A 19,020-nucleotide genomic window follows, 5' to 3' on the forward strand; every position below is an offset into this window, starting at 1 on the left:
TGCTAGCTGGCGTAAGAACGGGGCGTAAGGCGGTGACGGTCGTTTCCGCCCCGACGAGAGGAACCAGATGAGCAAGTTCAGACCCGGTGACCGGGTACGCGTGGTGAGCGTAACCACGCACGAAGGCCGGGAACCGATCACCAACCCGAACCACCCCGGCGCGATCGACTGGACAGGCACCGCGCTGATTGGCAAGACAGGCACCGTGATGGACCTGTTTCCAAAAGAGTTTGCGGACACCAATATTCGCTTCGACCACCTAGAGCAGCTGTTGGCCTTCAACGACGGCGACCTGGAGCTAGCCCGATGAGCGGCACAGGAAAGCCACAGGGCGCGTTTATGTTCGGCTATACGCGCGTCAGCACCGAGGAACAAGCGCTCAGCGGCAATGGCCTGGAAGCCCAACGCGCGACCATCGACGCCGAGGCGCGGCGACGGGCCTGGGATGTCGAGTACCACACGGACGCAGGTGTAAGCGGCAAGGTGATTGGCCCGCAGTTGCGAGAAGTGCTGCAGCTCCTGGCTTCCGGGCAGGGCGATGGCTTGGTCGTGGCCAAGCTGGACCGGCTATCGCGGTCGATCATCAACGCCGCCAACATAATCGAAGCCGCCCAGGCGCAAGGCTGGTCGCTGGTAGTGCTTGACTTAGGTGTCGACCTCACGACGGCGGCAGGCCGCATGGTGGCGATGAACCTGGTCAACTTCGCCCAATACGAGCGCGAGCTGATCTCCGAGCGCACCAAGGCCGGTCTCGCGGCGAAGCGCGCACGCGGCGAGCGGCTGGGCCGGAAGCGGCTCGCAAAGCCGGGTGTCGTGCGACGAATCGTCATGGACCGCAACAGCGGTCTCAGCTTCGCCAAGATCGCCACCGCCCTGGAAGCCGAGGGAATCCTGTCGCCCGCTGGCCTGTCCACCTGGCAGACCTCCACTGTGCGGCGCATTTACGCCAGCGCCACCGCCGCAACAGAACTGGAGGCGTGCTGATGGCACGGATTCAGAAGCGCGTAACACACAGCGGTACAACAAAATACGTGGCGAAGTGGCGCGATCCAGACGGTACCGACCATAGCAAGGGCGGGTTCACGAACAAGAAGGCTGCAGCGGACTACGCGCGTAACGCCGAGAGCGCGGCGACGCAGGGGATCGTGTTCGACCCTGCCAAGGGCAAGATGCTGTTTCGTGACGCAGCGGCGATTTGGTTGGAGTCGCGCAAGGCCGACACCCGCAACAACGCCGAGAACCACCGCTACGCGCTCGCCCCGGCAGCAGCCCGGCGCGGCGACGGCAAGACGCTCGGAATTGACGCGGTGTTCGGCGGTTACCCGCTCAACAAGATCACCCGCGAGTACATCCAGGCGTGGGTCAACCGGCTGACGGACGCGGGCAAGAAGCCGTCCACCATCCGACATGCCTTTTGGACCGTCCGCATGGTCTTGGAGCAGGCCGTGGCGGATGGGCGGTTGGCGAAGAACCCCGCCGAGCACGTGAAGCTCCCCAAGGAACGCGGCGCAAAAGGCGCGAAGGTGGGCGTTGTGGATCGCGCGCAGTTCCTCACCGCCGCACAGGTTTCTGCGCTCGTTGAGGCGACGCCTTGGCCGTACAGCGTGCTGGTGAACCTGGCGGCGTGGTCGGGACTGCGCGCGGCGGAACTCGGTGGGCTACAAATCCAAGACATTGAGGTATCACCCAACGGAAGCATGAAGATCCGCGTTGAGCGGACTGCTGCGGCCCATGGCCTGACCAAGACGGACGGCTCAATGCGAACTGTGCCGGTGCCGGGACCGACAGCGAGCCTGCTCCGTGACTACCTCGCCGAGCACCCGCGCGCCGACGAGCCGACCGCACCCCTGTTCCCCGGTACTACGTTGACGCGGCCCCGGCCTACCGGAGTGCGGGCGACCCCTGCCGCACCAGGAGCGGCCACTACGGCTGTGGAAGGGACAGCACCGAGTCCGACCGCGAAGGCCCGCGCGCGGCGACAAGCCGACGCCCTGGCTGAACTCACCGTGGAGGACGCCGAGAAGCGGTTGGTGCTCGACTGGACGACGCCGCTACGCCACGCGAGCTTCTACAAAGCGGTGTTCCGGCCCGCTGTGCTCCGGGCCAACCGGACGGCGGGCAACGCGGTGCTCCCGGCGGGGTTGCGGTTCCACTCGCTCCGCCATACCTACGCGAGCCTGTGCGCCGCAGTCCCCACAATTTCGGTGCGGCAGGTGGCCGAGTGGATGGGGCACGCGAACCCCACGACGACCGAACTCGTCTACACCCACCTGTACGCGAAGGCCGACCACGACGACGAGATGGCCGCGCTCGGTGCGCTAGCCGCGACACCGAAATACCACGGCGACAACGTGATACCGCTACACGGTTGGTAAGAACGCTCACATCGGCCTGAGTTCGCGAATATTGACCGCGTTCGAACGGACGAGAAAGCCAGAGCTTGCCAGCTCACCGGAAGTCATGGCCGTAACGTCGATCGGAAGTGCACCAGACTGGCAATCGACGTGGTCCAAAAATTGTCGAAGTCCTTCTCGGTCCTGGTAAATCACAAGGATGTCGAGGTCTGCGGGATCTTCGTGCGTCAACGCAGAGCCGAACACGTACACCTCAATCCCTTGGTGCTGATCGAGGATCGAATTGATTCGTGAAAGAAGCTTCGGGATCATGCGTACAGCGCAGCCAGAGTCTCACTCCACTTCAACATCCGTATCCCCGCGTCGGCCGCGACTTGAATCGCCTCAGCAGTCGGATCACTGTTGGGGTTCGTCGCCGCAAACAGGTCGAACTCGCCGTAGCGGTCAATCGCGTCGCGGACAGCGTCGGCCGTCGGTTGGTACATCGATCCGATGAAGACGATGAGGTCAGGCAGGCCGCTGCGGACAACTAAGATCCGATGATCGTCAAGAAGGTTCAGCTCGGTAACTCGCTTGTGTTGACGCAAGCCGCGCATGACGAACGTCAGTTCGCGCTCTTGGTAGTCACCCAAGACGTCGCAGTCGCGGAGCGCGCGGATCGCATCACTCAGCCGACCCCATCCGACGTTTTGCAGCCCCAACTGCTCGATCGCGTCACCCATAAACCGGCCATTTTTCGGGACGTTGAGCACGAAGTCGACACGCTGAACTCCCTCGACAAGCGGGAAAACGTCGGCGGCCGTTACGTTAGGCAACGAGAGCACTCCAACAGACGCCGCTGGGTGCGATTCACGAACAATGCTTAGTCGGTTGCCATCCACCTCGACCGAGGTGACGAAGGTGCATTCGTTCAACCTGTCGGCGACCCATCGTGCTGTGCTAGGCAAAGAGGTTGTCCATTTCCGTCGGGTAGCGGCGCCTGACGAGGCCGTCTCGATTGTGCACATGTCGTGCTTCTAGATCGTCGACGTGCGAGCGGTACCGCTCGATCGTCTGAACCTCGAGTTCAGAAAGCAGATCTCGGTTTCCGTCGGCGACGCGCAGGATGCGTCGATGGTTTGGAATCACCGTCTCAACGACTGCTCGCCTCCAGGCGGCTGCTTGTTCGGCCTCTGGATTCATCGAATAGTCGTTGTCGGGCCCGAGGTCTTCATGGATTACGCGGTTCTGCACCTGTAACGCTTCTATTGATGACCGTGCGTCATCACGAGAAGCGAAGGACGATATACCGAGGGCTTGCTCCGTCCGCTCGATACGGGAGTGCTTCCAGCCAAGCAGGAGACCAGCCGGGTAGGCCGCTGCCGACTTATCTACAACCGTATGACAATTGGCGCAGAGCAACAGCAGGTTGCTCCATGCGCCGCGTTCCTCAACTGAAGCAGTGCTGGCACCCCGTGGACCGCTCTCCTTCGCCGCGATGATGTGAGCTGCCTCCGCGAAATCCACGTCGCGGCCGTCAGGATCTTCAACGAACAGTCGAGTAAGACACTCAGGGTTTCCGCAGTACCCCGCAGAATCCGCCCACAGCCGCCGCCGAGTGGGCTCGGAGGGATTCGCTGCACCACGTGAGCAAGGCATACCGCCATTCTCCATTATGTGGGGCGCATCAAGTCGCTATGGCGCGGACGTAACGCCTGGTGGGCGCGGCGATACTCATGTTGGCCCCGACGGAGGGGCCGTGACGTCACAAGTACGGGGTACGGGCGGGGTATCGGCTCCATCGTAAGGAAGCTGTCTGGCCGATATGCCCTGATCAACGTGGAGCCGATGACGGGAATCGAACCCGCGTATTCAGCTTGGGAAGCTGATGTTCTGCCATTGAACTACATCGGCATTTCCGGACTGGCCGGTTTGATCACGAAGGCTAACACTTCAGCGGCTACGCTCGCGTCGTGCTTCTCTCCGACCGCGACATCCGTGCCGAAATCGCCGCAGGACGGCTGGGCATCGACCCGTTCGAGGAAGGCCTCGTCCAGCCCTCGAGCGTCGACGTTCGGCTGGACAACCTGTTCCGCGTCTTCAACAACACGCGCTACACGCACATCGACCCGTCGACCCGCCAGGACGACCTCACCTCACTGGTCGAGCCCAAGGAAGGCGAGCCGTTCGTGTTGCATCCCGGCGAGTTCGTCCTCGGCTCGACGCTGGAACGCTGCAGTCTGCCCATCGACCTGGCGGGCAGGCTCGAAGGCAAGTCGTCGCTGGGCCGCCTCGGCCTGCTGACCCACTCCACCGCGGGCTTCATCGACCCCGGCTTCTCCGGCCACATCACGCTGGAGTTGTCCAACGTCGCGAACCTGCCGATCACGCTGTGGCCCGGCATGAAGATCGGCCAACTGTGCCTGCTGCGGCTGACCAGCCCCGCCGAGCACCCCTACGGCAGCGCGCAGGCCGGCTCGAAGTACCAGGGCCAGCGCGGCCCCACGCCGTCGCGGTCGTACGTGAACTTCATCAAGTCCAGCTGACGCGAACGCGGCGTGAGCGTTCGGTAACCCCGGCGAAACACGAAACATGGCGGTAACAGGTTTGCCGCGTGGTTGAAACGCGGGACCGACATTCTCGGGCGAACGTGCAAAGGAGCCCGAATGGACGCGATCGATCCTGCCGCCACCGCGTGGCTGCTCGCCAGCACCGCACTCGTCCTTCTGATGACGCCAGGTCTGGCCATCTTCTACGGCGGCATGGTCCGCACCACCGGCGTGCTCAACATGATCATGATGAGCTTCATCTCGATACCGCTGGTGACCGTGGCGTGGCTGCTGGTCGGCTACAGCCTCGCGTTCTCCGACGACAGCACGGGTGGCTTCGTCGGCGGGCTCAAACACATCGGAATGCTCGGCATCAACCCTGACACGCTGCGCGGTCACGTCCCCGAATTGTTGTTCGCCACTTTCCAATTGGGCTTCGCGATCGTCACCGCCGCGCTGGTCAGCGGCGCGATCGCCGACCGCGCCAAGTTCGCCGCCTGGATGGTTTTCGTCCCGCTGTGGACCGTCGCCGTGTACGCAGTCGTCGCGCACTGGGTGTGGGCGCCAGGCGGTTGGCTGTTCGAGTTCGGCGCCCTTGACTACGCGGGCGGCCTCGTCGTCGAAATCGTCTCGGGCATGTCGGCACTGGCGCTGGCCCTCGTCCTCGGCCCCCGCATCGGCTTCAAGAAGGACGCCATGCGCCCGCACAACCTGCCCTTCGTGCTGCTCGGCTGCGGCCTGCTGTGGTTCGGCTGGTTCGGGTTCAACGCGGGATCGGCGCTGGCCGCCAACGGCATGGCGGCCGCTGTCTTCCTCAACACCCTGCTCGCAGGGTGTCTCGGCATGCTCGGCTGGATCACCGTCGAGCAGATCCGTGACGGCAAGCCCACGACCTTCGGCGCCGCCTCCGGCGTGATCGCAGGCCTGGTCGCCATCACCCCGTCCTGCGGGACGGTGAACACCCTCGGTGCGGCGGTGGTCGGCGTCGCGGCGGGCGTCGTGTGCTCGTTCGCGGTCGGCGCGAAGTTCCGTTTCAACTACGACGATTCGCTCGACGTGGTCGGTGTGCACTTCGTCGGCGGCGTGGTCGGGGTGCTGCTGATCGGGCTGCTGGCCACTCCGGTGATGACCGGCGGCGCGCACGGCCTGTTCTACGGCGGCGGCCTCGGGCAATTGGGTAAGCAGGCGATCGGTGCGGTAGTCGTCGGCGGGTACGCGTTCGTGGTGTCGTATCTGCTCGGCAAGATCATCGACCGTGTGATGGGCTTCCGGATCAGCGCGGAGGACGAGACCACCGGCGTCGACTTCACCCAACACGCCGAGACGGCCTACGCCGAAGCGGTGCACGGCTACCAGCCTTCCCGTCGGCCCACGACGTTCGGCGACTTCGAGCTGCCCTCGCCGCGGCCCCAGACGGCTGAAGAAGGCTGAATTTTTCGCTTCGATAGAGGAATTTGAACGGCCGGGGGACCGTTGTCGTTGACCCGGGTAGGGTTTTGGTTACCGGCGCGGGCGACCGCTTCTCAGCTAACGCCGCGGAATGTAACGGCCAGGCTGGTTGCCACGATGAACTATCGGGTCGTCGGCTCGTAATAAGTGAGACCTGAACGGATATCTAGATAGCGTAGCAAACACTTTTGGAGGGTCAGTGGACATCGTATTAGGTGTGTCTATGACACCTACGACGGTCCGCATGGTGCTGGTCGAGGGCGAGAAGGCCGACGGTTCGATCGTCGACCATGATGCTTTCGAAGTCGCCGCCGCCGACGGCTCAGCAACGCCGGCCAGCGCGGCCGAACAGGTCGTCGACGCCATCCTTGGCACCAAGGAAAGCGCCGCCGCAGGCGGCCATCATCTGAAGTCGATCGGCGTCACGTGGAGCGACCACGCCGAGGCGTCCACGTTGCGCGACACGCTGGCCGCCCGCGGCATCGACGACGTGATGCTGGTGTCCGACGGCCACGCCGCCGGCGCCCTTGCACAGGCCGTGGGACGGGCGGTCGGATACGCCACCACCGCGCTGCTTTTCATCGATCGCGACACCGCCACGTTGTCGGTGGTGCAGACCGACGACGGCTCCATCGTCAAGGTGCTGAGCCGTTCGCTGCACGGCGGTGACGCGATGGCTGTCCTTGCGGACATGGCCGCTGCCGTCGACGCGCAGGACGCGCCGCCGGAGGGCATGTTCGTCGTCGGGTCAGGCGTCGACGTCACCGCGGTGAAGGCGCACCTGGAGAACCTCGTGAGCGTGCCTGTCAGCGCGCCCGACCAGGCCGAAATCGCGTTGGCCCGCGGCGCGGCACTGGCCTCGGCCCATGCCCCGGCGCTCGAAGCCTCCACTGTCGGCCTTGCCTACTCGCAGGATCCCGACGGCACAACGGCCGGTAATGCATACCGCGCACTCGCGGCCGCCGAGACCCAGATGGCGCCCGTCGGCGCCGACGGTCTCGACGCGCGCACCGATATGGAAGAGATAGCCCCTGACGAGGGCCGCAAACCGTTCCTGCTCGTCGGCAGCGCGTTGACCTCGATCTTCGTGGTTGGCGTTGTCGCTCTTGTCATTTCGCTGGCCGTGAGCATCCGGCCGACGGTGGATCAGCGGCCCGACCCCGGGACGAACGCGATCGCGCCTACGAAGGTGGCCCCCGCGCCGGCTCCGGTGCAGGAAGCGCAGCAGCCCATCGCGCCGCCTGCACCCCCGCCGCCGCCACCGGCGGAGACCATCAAGCCGCCGGTGCCGGTCGCCGTGCAGGAGGCGCCTGCACCCAAGCAGGCGCCGCGTCAGGTGTTCGTCGAACAGGCACCGGCCCCCCAGGCGCCAGCGCCGGCACCGGCCGCACCGCCGCCCGCTCCTGAGGCGCCGCCTGCGCCGCCGCCCGTCGCGCCAGCGCCGATCCCGTACATTCCGCCGCCGGTCTACAACCCGCCGGTCTACAACCCGCCGGTGTACAACCCCTATCTGCCCCCGCCTGCGTACTACCCGCGGCCCAAGCCGCCGTGGTCGCCGCCGTGGCAGCACCAGGAGCCACAGGATCCGCCGGACTATCCGCAGTCGCCGGGTCATGGTGGCGGCGACTATCCCGGCTCTGGTGGCGGCAACTACCCGGGCGGCGGTTACCCCGGCTCCGGCGGATACCCGGGCTCGGGCGGTCATGGCGGCCGTGGACCCAGCTGCTTCCTGATCTTCTGCCGCGGCTAGGGGTCGAACACCACTCGTAACCCGCCGTTGGTTTGACGCTCAGTGTCACGTAGCAGTTAGCTCATCGCGGCTGCATATAGAAGCAGTATGCGATGCACCGTATTCGGCACGGGCTATCTCGGCGCGACACACGCGGCCGGAATGGCCGAACTCGGCCACGAAGTGATCGGCGTCGACATCGATGCGGGTAAGGTCGCCAAGCTCTCCTCCGGGGACGTTCCGTTCTACGAGCCCGGTCTGCGGAAGATGTTGAGCGACAACATCGCTGCGGGCAGACTGCGGTTCACCACCGACTACGACGAGGCGGCAGAATTCGCCGACGTGCATTTCCTCGGCGTCGGAACACCGCAGAAGAAGGGTGAATACGGCGCGGACCTGCGCCATGTGCACGCCGTCATCGACTCGCTGGTGCCGCGACTGCGCAGATCCGCGGTGATCGTCGGCAAGTCGACGGTGCCCGTCGGCACCGCCGCCGAGGTGTCCGATCGCGCGCGCGGCCTGGCCGCGGTGGGCGTCGACGTTCAGATCGCCTGGAACCCCGAATTCCTGCGTGAGGGCTTCGCCGTCTTCGACACCCTGCATCCAGACCGCATTGTCCTTGGTGTGCAACAAGATTCGACGTATGCCGAGGAAGCGATCCGGGAGCTGTATGCGCCGCTGCTGGCCGAGGGCACGCCGTTCCTGGTCACCGACCTACAGACCGCCGAGTTGGTCAAGGTGTCCGCCAATGCGTTTCTCGCGACGAAGATCTCGTTCATCAACGCGATCTCCGAAGTGTGTGAAGCCGTCGACGCCGACGTCACCCTGCTGGCCGACGCGCTGGGATACGACCCGCGGATCGGACGCCGATTCCTCAATGCTGGGCTGGGTTTCGGCGGTGGCTGCCTGCCAAAGGACATCCGCGCGTTCATGGCCCGCGCCGGTGAGCTTGGCGCCAACCATGCGCTGACCTTCCTGCGCGAAGTCGACAGCATCAACATGCGCCGCCGCACCCGGATGGTCGAGTTGGCCACCCAGGCGTGCGGCGGGTCCCTGCTCGGCGCCAACATCGCCGTGCTCGGCGCCGCGTTCAAGCCGGAATCCGACGACGTGCGCGATTCACCCGCGCTCAACGTCGCGGGCATGCTGCAACTCAACGGCGCCACGGTCAACGTCTACGACCCCAAGGCGATCGAGAACTCACAACGACTGTTCCCGACGCTGAACTACTCGACGTCGGTGATCGAGGCCTGCGAGCGTGCCGAGGCCGTGCTGGTGCTCACCGAGTGGCGAGAGTTCGTCGAACTCGACCCCACCGAACTGGCCGACACCGTGCGCGCGAAAGTGGTTGTGGACGGCCGCAATTGCCTCGACGCCGAGCAATGGGCGAGCGCGGGGTGGCGGGTCTACTGCCTGGGAAGGACCGTCAGCCTGCCGACGCCTGTCTGAGCATCCCGTCGAAGCCCTGCCACAGCAGCATGTAGACGAGTTCGACGACCCGTTCACGAGGCACATCGCGGTTCTCGTACCACCATGCGGCTACCCCGCCGCATGCCGACTGAGTTGCGCGGGCCAGGATCAACGCCGCTTCGTCGACGGTGATGCCCTTCACCGACTTGGCGTCGGCCGCACCGAATCGGATCAGATCGGCGATGGCTGCCGTGCCGCGGTCGGCGATCTCCTGGCAGACCGCGGCCACCTCCGGGTCGGCGGGCGGGTCGCGGTGCAGGAACCGCCACATGAACGGGTCCTGTTCCACCGATTCGAAGTAGCTTTCGATGCTCGCCCTGACCAACTCCTCGGCTGATGCCCCCTCGACATGCCTCAGCGAGCGGTTCCTGATCTGCTCGGCGTGTTGCTCGAGCAGGGTGATGTGCAGTTCACGTTTGGAGCCGAAGTGGTCATAGAGCACCGAAGGCACCACACCCGCCCGGGCGGCGATGTCCTGCATCTTTGCCTCGGCGAAGCCGTGCTCGGCGAAGGTTTCGACCGCCGCGTCGAGGATCCGCGCCCGCCGCTGCGCTGCGGGGATCCGTGTCCTTGCCATACCGAATTGTAATTCGGTAAGGTCGCTGAGATAACCGAACCGCAATTCGGTTGGAGGAGTCGCATGGGCGTCACGAAGCACCGCATCCGCTGGCTGGCCATGCACGGCGTCGTCCGTGCCACTTCGAGACAACTCGCCCGCCGCGGCGATCCGCAGGGCCGGTTCATCGCCGATCCGGAGCTGCGCAGGAACCCGGTCCCGTTCATCGATGAACTGCGCACGATGGGGCCGATCGTCAGGTGCCGGCTGATGTACATGACCGTCGACCACAAGATCGCCAACGACCTGCTGCGCTCCGATGACTTCCGCGTCATCGCGATGGGATCGAACCTGCCCAAGTGGCTGCAATGGGTGATCCGTCGCACCGACCCAGGGCTGCTGCATCCGGTGGAGCCGCCGTCGATGCTGTCGGTCGAGCCGCCGGACCACACCCGCTACCGCAAACTGGTTTCGTCGGTGTTCACCACGAGAGCGGTTGCGGCGCTGCGGGATCGGGTGCAAGCCACCGCCGACAGGCTGCTCGACGAGTTGGTCGACGATGCGGGCACCGTCGATATCGTGGACCGGTACTGCTCACGCCTTCCGGTCACCGTGATCGGCGACATCCTCGGGGTGCCCGACGAGGCGCGCCCGCGCATCCTCGAATTCGGTGAGCTTGGGGCACCGAGCCTCGACATGGGGCTGAGCTGGCCGCAGTACCGGCAGGTGTACCGCGGTATCGAGGGTTTCAACGACTGGCTGACGAACCATCTGGATCACTTGCGGCGCAACCCCGGCGACGACCTGATGAGCCAGTTGATCCAGGCGTCCAACAACAGCGCCGAAGGCGCGCGGTTGAGCAACGAGGAGCTGTTGGCCACGGCTGGTCTGGTCCTGGCCGCCGGCTTCGAGACCACGGTGAACCTGCTGGGCAACGGAATCCGGATGCTGCTCGATGCGCCCGAACAACTGGACAAGCTCAAGGCGCGGCCGGAGTTGTGGCCGACCGCGGTCGAGGAGATTCTTCGGCTGGAGTCGCCGGTCCAGATGACGGCCAGGGTGGCGGCCGCCGACACCGATCTCGCGGGCACGCTGGTGCGTTCGGGTGAGGGTGTGATCGTCTACTTGGCGGGGGCCAACCGCGATCCCAAGGTGTTCGCCGATCCTCATCGGTTCGACATCGAACGCGAGAATGCGGGCAAGCATCTGTCGTTCTCTGGTGGCAGGCACTTCTGCCTCGGCGCCGCATTGGCGCGCCAGGAAGGCGAGGTCGGCTTGCGCACGTTCTTCGAGCGCTTCCCCGACGCGCGGCTGGCGGGCGCAGGCAGCCGTCGCGACACTCGCGTGCTGCGGGGATGGGCGTCCCTGCCGATCGCGCTTGGAAGGGCCCGCGCCGCTGTAGGTTCGTAGCGTGGATTTCCGAGCCGCGCTGCTTGACCAGACCAGGGAGTTCGGGCAGCTGATCCGTGGTGCAGATCCGTCAACGCCGGTGCCGACCTGTCCCGACTGGACGCTCAAGCAACTGTTCCGTCATGTCGGGCGTGGAAACCGCTGGGCCGCACAGATCATCGCCGACCGCAGACTCGATCCCCTGGACCCGCGAGACGTCCGCGACGGCAAACCGCCCGACGACCTCGACGGCGCGATCGACTGGTTGAACAAGAGCGCGGAGCTGATCATCGACGCCGTCGATCGCGTCGGACCCGAGACCCGGGTATGGACGTTCCTCGGTCCGCGGCCATGCGGGTGGTGGATCCGCAGGCGCCTGCACGAGGCCACGGTGCACCGCGCCGACACCGCCATCGCGTTGGGTGTCGGTTACGAACTGTCCCCTGAGATCGCCGCGGACGCGATCAGTGAATGGATCGAGCGTGTCAGCGTCGAGGCCAGACCGCGGGCGTTGCCATTGGCGGTGGGGCGAACGCTGCACCTGCACGCGACCGACGACGGGCTGGGCCCGACGGGGGAGTGGACCATCACCAGCGACACCGAGGACGGCATCACCTGGTCGCACTCCCACGGCAAGGGCGACGTGGCGCTGCGCGGCCAGGCCACGGATCTGTTACTCGCCGTCGTGCGCAGGCGCACCGCCGCCGACGTTGGCATCGAGGTGTTCGGCGACGCCACCGTCTGGGAGGGCTGGCTGGAGCACACACCGTTCTAGGAAGGCGTACTTTCTCGACATGACCACATCGGAGATTGCGACCGTCCTCGCCTGGCATGACGCGCTGAACGAGCAGGATTTCGATACGTTGACGCAGGTGTCGAGTGACGACATCGAGTTCGGGGATGCCAATGGCGCGGGCCAGGGCCATGAAGCACTGGTGCAATGGGCGCGTTCGCTGGCCGTCACAGCCGCCGACCCCGGCCGGATGTACGTCCGCGACGGGGTGGTGGTCGCCGAGGAGCAGGACGGGGCAGGTGTCGCGTTCCGTGTGGTGCGTGACCACGTCACGTCGGTCTTCCGGCATCCCGACCTGGCTTCCGCACTCGCTGCGACCGAGATGACCGAGAAGGATCTCGCAGGCTGATGCGCGGCATCATCCTGGCCGGTGGATCCGGCACCAGGCTGTATCCGATCACCAGAGGTGCCTCGAAACAGTTGATGCCGGTGTACGACAAGCCGATGATCTACTACCCACTGTCGACGCTGATGATGGCGGGCATCCGCGACATCCTGATCATCACCACGCCCGACGACGCCGGTGCGTTCCACCGATTGCTCGGCGACGGTTCGGATTTCGGGATCGACATCAGCTACGCCGTGCAGCACGAACCCAACGGCCTCGCGCAGGCCTTCGTGATCGGTGCCGACCACATCGGCACCGGGCCGGTGGGATTGGTGTTGGGCGACAACATCTTCTATGGTCCCGGCTTGGGAACCAGCCTCAGCCGCTTCCGAACAATCAGCGGCGGAGCGATTTTCGCGTACTGGGTGGCCGATCCCTCCGCGTACGGTGTTGTCGAGTTCTCAGCGGACGGCACCGCGCTGTCGATCGAAGAGAAGCCCGCCACCCCGAAGTCGAACTACGCGGTGCCTGGGCTGTACTTCTACGACAACGACGTCGTCGAGATAGCGCGCTCGCTGAAGCCGTCCGCGCGCGGCGAATACGAGATCACCGAGGTCAACCAGACATACCTCAACCAGGGCAGGTTGAAGGTCGAGGTGCTGGCCCGTGGCACCGCGTGGCTGGACACCGGTACGTTCGACTCGCTGCTCGACGCGGGCGACTACGTCCGCACCATCGAACGCAGGCAGGGCCTGAAGATCAGCGTGCCCGAAGAGGTGGCCTGGCGGGTCGGCTTCATCGACGACGATCAACTCGCGGCCCGCGCGCGCACCCTGCTCAAGTCCGGATACGGCGCCTACCTGCTCGAGTTGCTGGAGCGGTAGCCGGACTGGCGAGCAGCGCGGCGATCGCCGTCGTCAACGGCACCGACAGCGCCAGCGCGATGCCGCCGACCGCCGACCTGGCGATTTCGATCGCCACACTCTCACTGGTCAACACGTCGCCGAGGGACCGGTTGGCCACGCTGAACAACAGCAGCAGCGGCAGCGCGCTGCCGGCATAGGCGAGCACCAGCGTGTAGACGGTGCTGGCGATGTGGTCGCGGCCGACCCGCATGGCGCCGAGGAAGATCGCCTTCCGGCCGACACCGGTCTCGGCCAACTCGAACACGGTCGACGCCTGTGTGACGGTGACGTCGTTGAGCACGCCGAGTGAGCCGATGATGAACCCGGCCAACAGCAGCCCGGTGATCGACACATTGCCGAGGTAAGCGGCCACCTCGTTGTTCTGATCCTCGGACAGCCCGGTCAGGTGCGCCAAATCGATTGCGGCCCAGGACAACAGCGCGGCGAGCAGCAACGCGGTCAACGTGCCGAGCAGCGCCGCACTGGTGCGCAGGCTCACTCCGTGCGCCAGATAGATCACCGCGTACAGGATCGCCGCCGACGCGACCAGCGCGACCGGAATCGCCGACGCGCCGTCCCGCAGGGCAGGCAGCAGAAACATCACCAGCACCACGAACGCGATCACGATGCCGAGCATCGCCCGCAGCCCCCGCCAACCGGCCACCGCGACGATCACGACGGCGAACAACGCCGCGAACGCGATCAGCGGCCAGGTCCGCTCGTAGTCGTAGAACGCGTAGCTGGTGGCGCCGCCCGCGTCGACCTGTCGGCTGATCCGGATGTGGTCGCCTGCGGCGAGGTGGGGCTGGCCGGGCCCCTGACTGAACTCCAGCATCGTGTTGGCGCCCTTGTTGGGGCCCGAATCGATGCCGATCAGCGCCTGCACGCATTGCCCGCCGCCCGGTGGGGCCGGTTCCGGACCGGCGGTCAGCACGGCGCCGTTGGATGGGCTCCCACACGACGCGGCCTTGCTCGACAGCACGTGGCCGCCCTCGGTGGTGACCGACCCGCCGGCCGCGTTCTGGAACGGCAACGGGATGTCGACCTTCTCCTGGCTGGGCCACAGCCACACCGCGCCCGCCACCACCGCGACACCGATTGCGATCAGCGCCCCGATCACGACTCTGGCGGCGGCGGGCCCCAGAGGCGCACGGCCGCTCAATGAGTGCGAATGGGCGTGCGAGTGCGTCACGCGCAACAGGGTAGACGTGCGGACTGGGCACTCCTTACCAGCGCTCGAAACTGCAGTTGCTGCGAAGAAGTTCGACCAATCCCCGCAATATGTGCACTTTCGCGGGAGCTGACGGCTATTGCCGGTAGGACGACAGGAAGTTGCCCAGCCGCTCGATCGCGTTGGCGAGGTCGCGTGACCACGGCAGCGTCACGATGCGCAGGTGGTCGGGCGTCGGCCAGTTGAAGCCGGTGCCCTGGGTGACCAGAATCTTCTCCTGCAGCAGCAGATCGAGCACGAGCTGCTCGTCGTCGGAGATGTCGTACACCTCGGGGTCCAGCCGCGGGAACGTGTAGAGCGCGCCCTCCGGCTTCACGCACGACACTCCGGGGATCTCGTTCAGCTTGGCCCATGCGACGTCACGCTGCTCGCGCAGCCTGCCGCCCGGCAGCACAAGGTCGTCGATGCTTTGGTAACCACCGAGCGCGACCTGAATGGCATGTTGGGCAGGAACATTCGGGCACAACCGCATGTTGGCCAGCAGGCTGATGCCCTCGATGAAGCTTGCCGCATGCTCCTTCGGGCCGGTGATGACGAGCCACCCGGACCGGTATCCGGCGACCCGATATGCCTTCGAAAGGCCATTGAACGTCAGCGTCAGTACATCGGGCGCCACTGATGCCATGGCGATGTGCTTGGCGTCGTCGTAGAGGATCTTGTCGTAGATCTCGTCGGCCAGCAGTAGCAGCTGGTGTTTGCGCGCGAGATCTGCGATCTGCGTGAGGGTTTCGCGCGTGTAGACCGCGCCCGTCGGATTGTTGGGGTTGATGACCACAATCGCCTTGGTGCGCTCGGTGATCTTCGACTCCAGATCGGCGATGTCGGGCATCCAGCCCTGCGTCTCGTCGCACATATAGTGCACGGGGGTGCCGCCCGCCAGCGAGGTGCACGCGGTCCACAGCGGGTAGTCCGGTGCGGGAATCAGCACCTGGTCACCGTTGTCCAGCAGGGCCTGCAACGTCATCTGGATGAGCTCGGACGCGCCATTGCCGAGATAGACGTCGTCGACGTCGAACTTCGGGAAGCCGTCCACGAGTTCGTAGCGGGTGAACACGGCGCGGCGGGCAGGCATGATGCCCTTGGAGTCCGAGTAGCCCTGCGCGTAGGGCAGCGCCGCGATGATGTCGCGCATGATCACATCGGGCGCCTCGAAGCCGAACGGCGCGGGGTTGCCGATGTTCAGCTTGAGGATGCGGTGGCCTTCGGCCTCCAGTCGTGCCGCGTGGTCGTGCACCGGACCGCGGATCTCGTACAGCACGTCCTGCAGCTTCGACGACTGCGTGAACGTCCGCTGCCGCGGATGATGCCCCGTGGTCTGCCACGGCACATGGTGGGTGGTCACGTCGTCCATGATCGCACCGCAGTCCAGCTAATTTGTAAAACCGCTGGTTATCGCTTGCCAGGCGGACGTGCACCCTTGGCGATGCCCAGCCCCTTCACGGGTGGTTGCGGCGTCTCACCATTGCCATCAGCGGAAGGCTCAGGCGCAGCGCTGGATTCGTCATCGGAAGTCGACTCCGGTTGCGGCGCAGCCGGTTTCGGTGCCGCCGCGGCCTTCTTGGCGCCCGGTCGCCGGGCGCCGGGTGCGATGCCAAGACCCTTGACTTCGGGTTCTGGTTGGGCGGGCGCCTCAGCAGCAGGCTTCTCGGCAGCCGGGGCGGCCGTCTTCTTGGCGCCCGGGCGCTTGGCGCCTGCGGCGATACCAAGGCCCTTGACCTCGGGTTCTGTCTTCGCGGGTGCCTCTGTAGCGGATGCCTCAGCAGCGGCGGCGGCGGGCGCGGCCTTCTTCACGCCGGGACGCTTGGCGCCGCCTGCGATGCCAAGGCCGGTGACGGGCTTCGTTTCAGCGGGCTCAGCCTTGGCTTCCGGCTTGGCTTCCGGTTCCGCGACGGCTGTGGACGCCTCCACCTTCGGCGCGGCTTCGGGCTCGCGGGCCGCACGCTCCTCGGCTTCCTTTGCCGCCGTGCCCTTTTCGGGCAGCGCGACGCCGCTCTTGTCCAGCGAACCCAGCAGCAGCTGAGCGACGTCGAGCACCTCGACCTTCTCGATGTCCCTGGCGGCGGCGACGTCGTCGACACCGTCGGTCATCATCACGCGGCAGAACGGGCAGCCGGTGGCGATGGCCGAGGCGCCGGTGTCGATGGCCTCCTCGGTGCGCTCGACGTTGACGCGCTTGCCGATGTGCTCTTCCATCCACATCCGAGCGCCGCCGGCACCGCAGCACAGGCCGCGGTCGGCGTGCCGGGGCATCTCGGTCAGATTGGCGCCCGAGGCCCCGATCAGCTCACGCGGCGCCTCGTAGACCTTGTTGTGGCGGCCCAGGTAGCACGGGTCGTGGTAGGTGATGTCTCGCCCATGAGGACTGCCGCCATCGGGGGCGGTCACAGGCACCAGCTTCTTGTCGCGGATCAGCCGGTTCAGCAGCTGGGTGTGGTGCAGCACGGTGTAGTTGCCGCCGACCTGGGGATACTCGCGGCCCAGCGTGTTGAAGCAGTGCGGGCAGGTGACGACGACCTTGCGGTCCACCCGCTCGACGCCTTCGAACATCTCGTTGAGGGTCTCGACGTTCTGCGCGGCCAACTGCTGGAACAGGAACTCGTTGCCGGAGCGGCGGGCCGAGTCGCCGTTGCAGGTTTCACCCTCACCCAGCACCAGGTACTTGACGCCCGCGATCGCGAGCAGTTCGGCGACGGCCTTGGTGGTCTTCTTCGCGCGGTCCTCGAAAGCGCCCGCACAGCCGACCCAGAACAGGTACTCGTAGCCTGCGAAGGACTCGACGTCCTTGCCGTACACCGGCACGTCGAAATCGACCTCGTCGATCCAGTTCGTGCGGTCCTTCGCGTTCTGACCCCACGGATTGCCTTTGGTCTCAAGGTTTTTGAACAGCACACCGAGCTCGGAGGGGAACTCGGACTCCATCATCACCTGGTAGCGGCGCATGTCGACGATGTGGTCGATGTGCTCGATGTCGACCGGGCACTGCTCGACGCAGGCACCGCACGTGGTGCACGACCACAGCACATCGGGGTCGATGACGCCGAGTTGTTCGGCGGTGCCCACCAGCGGGCGGGTGGCCTGCGCGGGTCCCGAGCCCATCACGCGTTCGAAGCCGGACTCCGGGACGTGGTGTTCCTCATCGTGCTTCTCGCCGCCGAGTTCCTCGCCGAGGCCGCCCTCCGGGGTGTTCTCCAGCGGCGTCTCCTTGTCGCCGAGAATGTAGGGCGCCTTGGCGAACAGATGGTCGCGCAGGTTCATGATCACGAGCTTGGGCGACAACGGCTTGCCGGTGTTCCACGCCGGGCACTGCGACTGGCATCGGCCGCATTCCGTACAGGTGGTGAAGTCGAGGTAGCCCTTCCAGGTGAAGTCCTCGATCTTGCCGCGGCCCAGCACGGCGTCCTCCGCGGGATCCTCGAAGTCGACCGGAACACCGTTGGACTCGACCGGCAGCAGCGGCCCGAGGCCGTTGGGCATCCGCTTGAAGGTGACGTTGATCGGCGCCAGACCTATGTGCAGGTGCTTGGAGTGCAGCACGATCAACAGGAACACCAGCATGACGCCGATGTGCAGCAGCAGCGCGATGGTTTCGATCCACTCGTTGGCGGTGTGGCCGAGCGGATGCAACACCCAGCCCATCAGCTGAGAGAAGAACGCCCCGTTGCCGTAAGGCAGGGTCTCGTTGTTCACCGCAGCCCCTCGGACCAGGGCATAGGTCCAGATGACGTTGAAGATCATGAAGAGGATCAGCCACGCGCCGCCGGTGTGTGAGCCGTAGAACCGCGAGTCGCGGCCGTGCTGCTTGGGCTCCTGCCTCACCCGGATGATCGCGAACGTGATGATGCCGAGCAGTACCGCGACGGCGAAGAAGTCCTGCAGGAAGCCCAGCGCGTCCCATCGACCGATGAAGGGGATGTGGAAGTTGTCCACGAACAGAAGGCCGTAGGCCTCCAAATACACCGACGCGAGGATGAAGAAGCCCCACATCGTGAAGAAGTGCGCGATACCGGGGATCGACCAGCGCAACAGGCGGGTTTGCCCAAAGACCTCTTCGATCTGCGTGGTGATCCGCTTACCGAGGTTGTCCTTGCGGTTGTTCTCCGGGCCGGTCGGGGCGCCGGAGCGAATCAGATTCGTCAGCCACAGCACGCGTTTGGCGGCGAACACCAGCACGAGCGCCGTCAATCCGAGACCGACGACGAGCCTGATCAGCATCTGGGTTTCCACCGCATGCCTCCCGTTTTGTAAGTTACCCAAGGGTAACTTATCCCTAGTTACTGGCCAGTAACTT

Annotated in this window: 18 protein-coding genes and 1 tRNA gene; 11 read left to right on the plus strand and 8 right to left on the minus strand. The window is 65.5% G+C overall.

Features of this window, described 5'->3' with window-relative positions; translation table 11 throughout:
* The first annotated feature begins 103 nt into the window (after nt 1–103).
* Genes ACGFK1_RS20680 through ACGFK1_RS20690 form a run of 3 tightly spaced genes read left to right on the plus strand, consistent with a single transcriptional unit; the run spans nt 104 to nt 2,375 of the window.
* On the plus strand, nt 104–310 hold the full coding sequence (locus ACGFK1_RS20680) for a hypothetical protein (protein WP_393433338.1): 207 nt from the start codon (nt 104–106) through the stop codon (nt 308–310).
* On the plus strand, nt 307–984 hold the full coding sequence (locus tag ACGFK1_RS20685) for a recombinase family protein (protein ID WP_393433341.1): 678 nt from the start codon (nt 307–309) through the stop codon (nt 982–984). The genes ACGFK1_RS20680 and ACGFK1_RS20685 overlap by 4 nt, the downstream gene beginning before the upstream one ends.
* Nucleotides 984–2,375 (plus strand): site-specific integrase, encoded by a 1,392-nt coding sequence (locus tag ACGFK1_RS20690; RefSeq protein ID WP_393433344.1) that lies wholly within the window; start codon nt 984–986, stop codon nt 2,373–2,375. Before ACGFK1_RS20685 ends, ACGFK1_RS20690 begins: the two co-directional genes overlap by 1 nt.
* Before the next feature lie 6 nt (nt 2,376–2,381).
* Here ACGFK1_RS20690 and ACGFK1_RS20695 read toward each other — a convergent pair whose 3' ends face one another.
* The 4 genes from ACGFK1_RS20695 to ACGFK1_RS20710 all read right to left on the minus strand — a co-directional run bounded on the left by ACGFK1_RS20695 (nt 2,382) and on the right by ACGFK1_RS20710 (nt 4,247).
* A complete protein-coding gene (locus ACGFK1_RS20695) occupies nt 2,382–2,666 on the minus strand; it encodes a nucleotidyltransferase domain-containing protein (protein ID WP_393433347.1) in 285 nt (94 codons plus the stop codon).
* On the minus strand, nt 2,663–3,268 hold the full coding sequence (locus tag ACGFK1_RS20700; RefSeq protein WP_393433350.1) for a hypothetical protein: 606 nt from the start codon (nt 3,266–3,268) through the stop codon (nt 2,663–2,665). Before ACGFK1_RS20700 ends, ACGFK1_RS20695 begins: the two co-directional genes overlap by 4 nt.
* A 25-nt stretch (nt 3,269–3,293) precedes the next feature.
* The gene (locus tag ACGFK1_RS20705) at nt 3,294–3,860 is read right to left on the minus strand and encodes a hypothetical protein (RefSeq protein WP_393433352.1); all 567 of its coding nucleotides are present in this window, start codon (nt 3,858–3,860) and stop codon (nt 3,294–3,296) included.
* Nucleotides 3,861–4,173: 313 nt separating this feature from the next.
* Nucleotides 4,174–4,247: transfer RNA gene (locus ACGFK1_RS20710), tRNA-Gly, on the minus strand.
* Between the two features lie 59 nt (nt 4,248–4,306).
* Between ACGFK1_RS20710 and dcd the strand changes: the two genes are divergently transcribed.
* The 4 genes from dcd (at nt 4,307) to ACGFK1_RS20730 (ending at nt 9,509) form a co-directional block, all read left to right on the plus strand.
* Nucleotides 4,307–4,879 carry a dCTP deaminase gene (gene dcd / locus ACGFK1_RS20715; RefSeq protein WP_393433355.1) on the plus strand — a complete coding sequence of 191 codons (573 nt, stop codon included), beginning with the start codon at nt 4,307–4,309 and terminating at the stop codon, nt 4,877–4,879.
* 120 nt (nt 4,880–4,999) lie between these two features.
* The gene (locus tag ACGFK1_RS20720; RefSeq protein ID WP_393433358.1) at nt 5,000–6,313 is read left to right on the plus strand and encodes an ammonium transporter; all 1,314 of its coding nucleotides are present in this window, start codon (nt 5,000–5,002) and stop codon (nt 6,311–6,313) included.
* 217 nt (nt 6,314–6,530) lie between these two features.
* Complete coding sequence (locus ACGFK1_RS20725; RefSeq protein ID WP_393433361.1) at nt 6,531–8,081, plus strand: hypothetical protein; 1,551 nt, start codon at nt 6,531–6,533, stop codon at nt 8,079–8,081.
* A gap of 87 nt (nt 8,082–8,168) precedes the next feature.
* Complete coding sequence (locus ACGFK1_RS20730; RefSeq protein ID WP_393433363.1) at nt 8,169–9,509, plus strand: UDP-glucose dehydrogenase family protein; 1,341 nt, start codon at nt 8,169–8,171, stop codon at nt 9,507–9,509.
* Here ACGFK1_RS20730 and ACGFK1_RS20735 read toward each other — a convergent pair.
* Entirely contained in the window at nt 9,487–10,107 is a 621-nt protein-coding gene (locus ACGFK1_RS20735; RefSeq protein WP_393433366.1) for a TetR/AcrR family transcriptional regulator, read from the minus strand. The two genes, ACGFK1_RS20730 and ACGFK1_RS20735, sit on opposite strands and share 23 nt — an antisense overlap.
* A 63-nt stretch (nt 10,108–10,170) precedes the next feature.
* On the opposite strand from ACGFK1_RS20735, the gene ACGFK1_RS20740 reads away from it, so the two are divergent.
* Genes ACGFK1_RS20740 through rfbA form a run of 4 tightly spaced genes read left to right on the plus strand, consistent with a single transcriptional unit; the run spans nt 10,171 to nt 13,480 of the window.
* Complete coding sequence (locus tag ACGFK1_RS20740) at nt 10,171–11,496, plus strand: cytochrome P450 (RefSeq protein WP_393433369.1); 1,326 nt, start codon at nt 10,171–10,173, stop codon at nt 11,494–11,496.
* Between the two features lies 1 nt (nt 11,497).
* Entirely contained in the window at nt 11,498–12,250 is a 753-nt protein-coding gene (locus ACGFK1_RS20745; RefSeq protein ID WP_393433372.1) for a maleylpyruvate isomerase family mycothiol-dependent enzyme, read from the plus strand.
* 19 nt (nt 12,251–12,269) lie between these two features.
* Nucleotides 12,270–12,617, plus strand: a complete 348-nt coding sequence (locus tag ACGFK1_RS20750; RefSeq protein ID WP_393433374.1) for a nuclear transport factor 2 family protein — start codon at nt 12,270–12,272, stop codon at nt 12,615–12,617.
* Nucleotides 12,617–13,480 (plus strand): glucose-1-phosphate thymidylyltransferase RfbA, encoded by an 864-nt coding sequence (rfbA, locus tag ACGFK1_RS20755; RefSeq protein ID WP_393433377.1) that lies wholly within the window; start codon nt 12,617–12,619, stop codon nt 13,478–13,480. Before ACGFK1_RS20750 ends, rfbA begins: the two co-directional genes overlap by 1 nt.
* Here the strand turns inward: rfbA and ACGFK1_RS20760 are convergent.
* The 3 genes from ACGFK1_RS20760 to ACGFK1_RS20770 form a co-directional block, all read right to left on the minus strand.
* A complete protein-coding gene (locus ACGFK1_RS20760) occupies nt 13,434–14,693 on the minus strand; it encodes a YibE/F family protein (RefSeq protein WP_393433380.1) in 1,260 nt (419 codons plus the stop codon). The two genes, rfbA and ACGFK1_RS20760, sit on opposite strands and share 47 nt — an antisense overlap.
* 115 nt (nt 14,694–14,808) lie before the next feature.
* Nucleotides 14,809–16,083, minus strand: coding sequence for a pyridoxal phosphate-dependent aminotransferase (locus ACGFK1_RS20765; RefSeq protein WP_393433383.1), 1,275 nt, complete (start codon nt 16,081–16,083; stop codon nt 14,809–14,811).
* 38 nt (nt 16,084–16,121) lie between these two features.
* Nucleotides 16,122–18,956: a (Fe-S)-binding protein gene (locus tag ACGFK1_RS20770; RefSeq protein WP_393433386.1), complete on the minus strand. Its 2,835-nt coding sequence runs from the start codon at nt 18,954–18,956 to the stop codon at nt 16,122–16,124.
* Nucleotides 18,957–19,020 lie beyond the last annotated feature (64 nt).

Origin of the sequence: Mycobacterium sp. NPDC048908, assembly GCF_043197955.1 — a bacterium.
Taxonomy (GTDB): domain Bacteria; phylum Actinomycetota; class Actinomycetes; order Mycobacteriales; family Mycobacteriaceae; genus Mycobacterium.